At 35.8% G+C, this 1314-nt stretch carries 2 protein-coding genes; both read right to left on the reverse strand.

Translation table 11 applies throughout. From position 1 onward, the window contains the following. Window positions 1-716, reverse strand: a 716-nt coding sequence (locus FHL06_RS13265) for a DEAD/DEAH box helicase family protein (RefSeq protein ID WP_337692578.1), incomplete at its 3' end; no start/stop codon positions are given. 123 nt (window positions 717-839) lie between these two features. Beyond that, window positions 840-1314 (reverse strand): MFS transporter (locus tag FHL06_RS13270; RefSeq protein WP_153387092.1); only part of this gene is annotated, 475 nt, incomplete at its 5' end.

Here is a 1314-nt window from a genome sequence, read left to right on the forward strand (position 1 = left end):
ATTTCACCAGTCAAAGCGTCCATTTCGATAATACGATCGATTTCGTCACCAAAAAATTCCACGCGAATAGCATTATCATCCCGTGAAGCTGGAAAGATATCAACAACATCTCCACGAACTCTAAAACGACCACGTTGAAAGTCAATATCATTTCGTTCAAACTGATTCTCAACTAATTCCTCTAAAAGAGTATCGCGCCCAATCTGTTGACCAACATGCAAAGAAATAATACTGTCAGCATATTCTCTAGGGTCACCTAACCCAAAAATACAAGAAACAGATGCCACAACGATTACATCATTTCGTTCTAGTAGAGAACTAGTTGCCGAGTGACGCAACTTATCAATTTCATCGTTGATACTGGAATCCTTTTCGATATAAGTATCACTAGAAGGCACATAGGCCTCTGGTTGGTAGTAATCATAATAACTGACGAAATATTCAACCGCATTGTTAGGGAAAAACTCCTTCATTTCACCATATAACTGACCAGCTAAAGTCTTATTGTGTGAAATAATCAATGTCGGTTTATTTAAATTCTTAATCACATTAGCCATCGTAAAGGTTTTACCAGTACCAGTAGCACCCTCAAGTATTACTTCCTTATCACCAGATTGAAAATCTTTAGTGATCGTATTAATAGCTTGAGCCTGAAAAAAAAAAAAAGAATACTTTGACACAAGATCAAATTTATTATCATCAACTCTATCTATCACGGACTTACTTACCCCCTTTAAGCTAAAAAATACATCTAACTCTTACATGAATTAGATGTAACTAAATTCCGGCTTATTACGCTGGCTCTATATTACCATAGCGAACATATTTTCGCTATAAATTTACTTAGTCGTTGTTAAACGTGGCAACATTAAAAAAATCACCAAACCAATCAAGAATAAGATACTCAAAGAAGCTGCACCAATAGTTGATCTACCAGTTATTTGCGTCACAATACCAACCAGCACTGGACCCATAACAGCTGAAAATTTTCCTAAAATATTATAAAAGCCAAAGAACTCACTACCGGACTCTTTAGGAATAATTTTTCCAAAATAAGAACGGCTCAATGCCTGTAAACCACCTTGACTCGTTCCAACCAACAATGCCAAAATCCAGAAGTCTCGGCTGGTATTCAAGTTTAAAGCATACAAACAAATAATGAAGTATACGCTGATACCTAATAAAAAACCTTTTCGAGTTGACGTTTTATCTGCTAACCAGCCAAAGAAAATTGAAAACGGAAAGGCCACTAATTGAACGACTAGCATCACAATCATTAATTCATTAGTCTTAATACCAATATCCATTCCAATC

Source organism: Companilactobacillus halodurans, assembly GCF_009600985.1.
In the GTDB taxonomy this organism is placed as follows: Bacteria; Bacillota; Bacilli; order Lactobacillales; family Lactobacillaceae; genus Companilactobacillus; species Companilactobacillus halodurans.